The sequence below is a fragment of the Cytobacillus firmus NBRC 15306 genome (assembly GCF_001591465.1).
GTDB lineage: Bacteria > Bacillota > Bacilli > Bacillales > Cytobacillaceae > Cytobacillus > Cytobacillus firmus.
In genome coordinates this window covers 1-5188 of sequence record NZ_BCUY01000141.1, presented here as the reverse complement: position 1 = coordinate 5188, position 5188 = coordinate 1, and the positions used below count along the sequence as shown (strand labels likewise).

The window sequence follows — 5188 nt, the reverse complement described above, 5'->3', positions numbered from 1 at the left end:
TCCTTAATACAACTGTAATTATCTAAATTTTTAGATATATATGATTATAACAGAATATCCAAAGCAAAAAAGTAAAATTCGTAAGCTTTGAAGCAATAAGAAATAGGCCGCCTCAAGTAAGGCGGCCTTAACATCATTATTTCAAATTCCCAGCTTAGTAAGCCCGGGCAAACCAAACTGTATGCTTCGCTTCTTTTCCACAATGGATGCAGGTATCTTTCGTTGCCGGCGGGTTGAACGGGATGTTCCGTGTCGTGAATTTTGTTTTTTCTTTTACACTTTCTTCACAGGCGTCATCACCGCACCATCCGGCTAAGATCCATCCTGGTATGGCATCATTCTGTTCAGCTTGTGCAATGTGCTGTTCTAACTGCTCGATTGTATCGATATGTGTGTGCGAATGCTCCGCACGGAATTCTTTAGCTTTTTCTAATAAACGAGTCTGCATGGTTTCAAGCTCTTTTTTGATGCTATCTAAAACAGAATCAAGCGGAACAGCCACTTTGTCCCCAAGATCACGCGCCTTCATTAAGCATTGATTTTGGTCTAAATCACGAGGGCCAAGCTCTATGCGGACAGGCACGCCTTTTAGCTCCCACTCATTAAATTTATAGCCTGGTGATTGATCGGAATCATCAAGGCGTACACGGATTCCTTCCGCCTTTAATGCAGCAAACACTTCATCTAATTTCTCCATAATCGCAGGGTTCTTTTTCCATGGGCCGACTGGAATCAGCACGACTTGAGTCGGTGCTACTCTTGGAGGGAGAACAAGGCCTTGTTCATCACCATGAACCATGATGACAGAGCCGATTAACCGTGTGGATGTACCCCATGATGTTGTATGGACAAAAGTATGTTTATTTTCTTTGTTCAAATATTTGATATCAAAAGCTTCCGCAAACTTTGTGCCCAAGTAATGGGAAGTTCCCGCCTGTACCGCTTTTCCATCCTTCATCATCGCTTCAATAGAGAACGTATCAACCGCACCTGCAAAACGCTCAGATGGTGTTTTTTGCCCATCATACACAGGAATGGCAAGCAAGCCTTCTACCACTTCTTTATAAATCTCGAGCATCTGCATCGTTTCCTGGCGCGCTTCTTCTTCGTCCACATGAGCGGTGTGGCCTTCCTGCCATAAAAATTCTGATGTGCGGATGAAAGGAAGTGTTTTCTTCTCCCAGCGGAACACATTCGCCCATTGATTGATTAAGACCGGCAGATCCCGGTAGCTTTTAATCCAATCGGAATACAAATGTCCAATCATCGTTTCAGAAGTTGGGCGCAGTGCCAGACGCTCCTCAAGCTTCTCTCCTGCCGCTTCTGTGATCCACGGAAGCTCCGGCGAAAATCCTTCAATGTGATCCTTTTCCTTTTGAAAAAAGTTCTCCGGAATCAGCATCGGAAAATAGGCATTGCGGTGGCCGGTTTCCTTAAAACGCTTATCCATCTCTGCCTGAATATGCTCCCAAATTTCATAGCCATCAGGCTTAAAGGCGATACACCCGCGAACAGGGGTGTAATCAAATAAATCTGCTTTTTGTATCGTTTCCAGATACCATTTTGAAAAGTTGTTGGTGTTTTGAGACATCTTCTTTTCCTCCTGAAACTATTTTTAAGAATAAAAAAAGCATAAAGAGTCCTTCAAAAGGACGTCTTTATGCTAATAGACGCGGTACCACCTTAGTTCGGCTTTTACAAAATCTAAAGCCCTCTAATCGTTAATAACGAAACGACCCGGTTAGCTTTTTCCTAACATCTCCGTGGCAGGTTTCAATAAGGAGGGGTGATATAGCTCTCAGCCCAGGCTATATTTTCTGTTTCACAATCCTTATTTACTTGATCACATCATTGATTACATATATATGATAATATACCAACTTGTGATGAGTAATTCAATACAGGCAGAAATAAATTCCTGATGTAGTGTTCCCCTCCATCATTTCGCCTCAGCTCTTCTCTCTATCTTAGACGTCTTCAGGAAAAATAATTCATACACAACAGGAACGATTATTAACGTCAGCAGTGTGGATGATGTTAAACCGCCAATGACCGTTACCGCAAGGCCCTTTGAAATAAGTGTTCCTGATGAGGTAGTCAATGCCAGCGGGATTAATGCGGCAATTGTCGCAAATGCTGTCATTAAAATTGGTCGTAACCTTGTTTTCCCTGCTTCAACTAACGACTCTCTAATAGGCAAACCTTTCGTTCTGTTCTGCCCGATCCGGTCAACAAGCACAATCGCATTCGTTGTGACAATTCCAATAAGCATCAGGAAGCCAATCATCACACTTACAGAAAGAGGCTCATTAATAATGTAAAGTGATACAAGCGAACCAATTGGAACAAAGATAAGTGATGAAAGGATAATAAATGGAATACGGGCTTTACCAAAGGTAATCAGCATGGTTAAATACACAAGCCCGATTGCCACAAGAATGGAAATCCCCAGTGATTGGAAAATCTCCACTGTTTCATCGTTGCCTCCGCCGCTCGTTAAGGATACTCCATCCGGCAGATCAAGCTTTTCCACTCCCGCCTTTACCTCTGATGATACTGCCTGCACATCATTTCCTTTTACCTGGCCTGAAACACGGGCATAAACCTTGCTGTCCAGTTTCTGAATCGATGTGAAGGTATCGATTTCCTTTACCTCAGCCACCTCTGAAAGAGGGACTGGTCCTCTTTGAGAAAATAGAGTAACCTCTTCCAATTCATCTTTTGACCCGAGTTCTTTATCAAAGGACAGCTGAACCTCCTGCTCCTTATCATCGAGCAGCAGCGTCCCAACATTCACGGGCTTCGTCTGATCGCTGACAGTTCCAAGAATCTGGAATCCTGACAAACCATATTCACTAGCTTTCTCAGAATCTATTTCCACTAAAAATTGTTTTTGCTTTTCACTGAAATTGTTGGTAATATATTTCAGGTCATTATTTTCCTGCATATACTCTTCCACTTGCTTGGAAGCCTTCTGCAGCGCCTCTAAATCATTGGAAAATAAGTCGATATCCACGTTATTATTCGAAGGAGGCCCGCCTGTTTCCAGCTCCTGGACACTAATCTTCAAATCAGCGTTTTGCTCTTCTGAGATATCTTCTATTTTACTTTCAATTGATTTAATCGTTTTCTCCACATTTACATTATTTTTTAAGTTAACAAAATAGCTTGCTTTGTTTTCAAGCCGCAGTCCTGTGGCAAAATCCCGGGCTCCTATAGCGGCTGTGACATCTGCAGCTTCTTTCTGCTCATCCAGCATCTCTTCCACCTTCAGTGAGATGGTATTTGTTTTTTCCAGTGAAGCGGATGATGGCAATTCAATCGATGCTGTCAGCGTTTTGGACTGTTCATTAGGAATAAACGTAAATCCTAAAGAAGGCACAACCGCTAATGAACCAACAAGCAATAAGAGCGAAATAAATAAGATAACTAACTTGTGATTGAGCGATTTTTCAATTAAACGGCCATAATACCTCTGAAGAGCTCCCTCTTTTTCTTCAGCCGGCACTTTCTTGAACGAAAATTTTGCCAGGATCGGCACTATCGTGATGGAAACCAGCAGCGATGCTAAAAGGGAAAACACAATCGTTAAAGCAAAAGGCAAAAAGAATTTCCCTGTTATCCCGCCAACAAAGCCGATTGGAAGGAATACCACAACGGTCGTTAATGTTGATGAGGTGATCGCCTTTAATATTTCTTTGGTGGATTCCAGAATAATTTTATCGGACATTCCCTCATTGGATTTGCGGACCCGCCTGAAGATATTTTCGATGACGACAATACTGTCATCCACCACACGCCCTACAGCTACAGCCATTCCGCCCAGTGTCATGATGTTCAATGAGATGTCCATTTGGTTTAGAAAAATCGCTGCAATCAGAATGGACAAAGGAATGGAAACGACTGCGATAATGGTCGCTCTGGCATTGCGAAGGAAAACCAGAACGGCAATGGACGCAAATAGTGCCCCTAACAGCCCTTCTTTGACTAATGTGCTGACAGACTTTTCAATATCCTTGGCAGAGTCGATGCCAATTTCGTAGTCGAGCTGATCATCGTATTTTTCAAGCACACTCGTCACCTTGTCTGCCACTTCAACGGTGTTGGCTTCCTGTTTTTTCGTGATCGCCATGGATAAAGAATCTTTCAGATTATAACGGGCTAATTCACTTTTATCTGTTATTGGCTCAATGTCTGCAATATCCATTAGCGAAATACCAGCAGATTGCTGGTTGCCCTGCTCTCCTCCGCCACCGGCACCTGCAGCTGGAGCGCCGCCAAAAGCAGGCTGAAGCTGAAGATTTTCCAGATTTGCAATAGAATCAAGGTTTTCTTCTACACGGATCGGGATTTGCTCTTCACTTTCCGTCAGCTCACCTGCCGGGAAAGAAAGATATTTTTCATTGATCTGCTCTTTAATGCTGCTGAGTGATAATCCTGCTTCTGCTGCTTTCTCTTTATCGACCGTAATTTGAACAAGATTATCGGTTAAGCCTGCAACAGATACGCTGTTGATTCCTTCTATTTTATTTAATTCAGGAATGACACCATCTTTCATGACAGCTTCTATGCTTTCCCCGTCCTTGCTGAAAAATGAAATATTGTAAATTGGAAAAGAACCAAAAGAGAGGCGGTTTAATTTCACTTCAGCCTCTTCAGGCAATCCGGCTTCATCAATAACCGAACTCACCTGCTGTTCCACTTTATCGAGATCTGTATCAAACGGAAATTCCAGGTTAATGATCCCAATGCTGTCATAAGCAGAACTGGTCATCTTTTTTACACCCTCAATGGAATCCAGCTGATCTTCAAGCTTCGAAACTACCTGTTTATCCACATCAGATGGAGATGCACCAGGGTATACCGCTTCAATGGATATCTGCGGGAATTCAATATCAGGAAATTGGTCCACTTTTAATTTTGAAAAAGAGTAAATACCGCCAGTGATTAATAAAAATGAAATGATAAAGACCGCAACAGCATTCTTTAAACTGAACTTTGTTAAAAAACTCATCTTTTAATCTCCTTTATAATTAATTTATAAATAAATTATACAAAAACTATACAAACCTATCAATTGATAGACTGTTTCCAAAAAAAAACTTTAACATGCCACTTTGTTAAAGTTTAAAAATCGCTATTCCTTTGACGCCGATAAAGTGAAACTTCAATCAGCGGGGGGGCTTTT

At 41.9% G+C, this 5188-nt stretch carries 2 protein-coding genes and 1 other annotated feature; both genes read right to left on the bottom strand.

Annotated elements, in window-relative coordinates; all coding sequences use genetic code 11:
• Positions 1–154 precede the first annotated feature (154 nt).
• A complete protein-coding gene (proS, locus tag BFI01S_RS20770; protein WP_061794289.1) occupies positions 155–1591 on the bottom strand; it encodes a proline--tRNA ligase in 1437 nt (478 codons plus the stop codon).
• A gap of 54 nt (positions 1592–1645) precedes the next feature.
• Positions 1646–1861 (bottom strand) — a binding site (T-box leader).
• A gap of 78 nt (positions 1862–1939) precedes the next feature.
• The gene (locus tag BFI01S_RS20765; RefSeq protein ID WP_061794288.1) at positions 1940–5014 is read right to left on the bottom strand and encodes an efflux RND transporter permease subunit; all 3075 of its coding nucleotides are present in this window, start codon (positions 5012–5014) and stop codon (positions 1940–1942) included.
• Between the last annotated feature and the right edge of the window lie 174 nt (positions 5015–5188).

Bases quoted from the DNA above. Each gene is read 5' to 3' on its own strand.
- proS (WP_061794289.1), bottom strand. From the start codon at position 1,591: ATGTCTCAAAACACCAACAACTTTTCAAAATGGTATCTGGAAACGATA.
- BFI01S_RS20765 (WP_061794288.1), bottom strand. From the start codon at position 5,014: ATGAGTTTTTTAACAAAGTTCAGTTTAAAGAATGCTGTTGCGGTCTTT.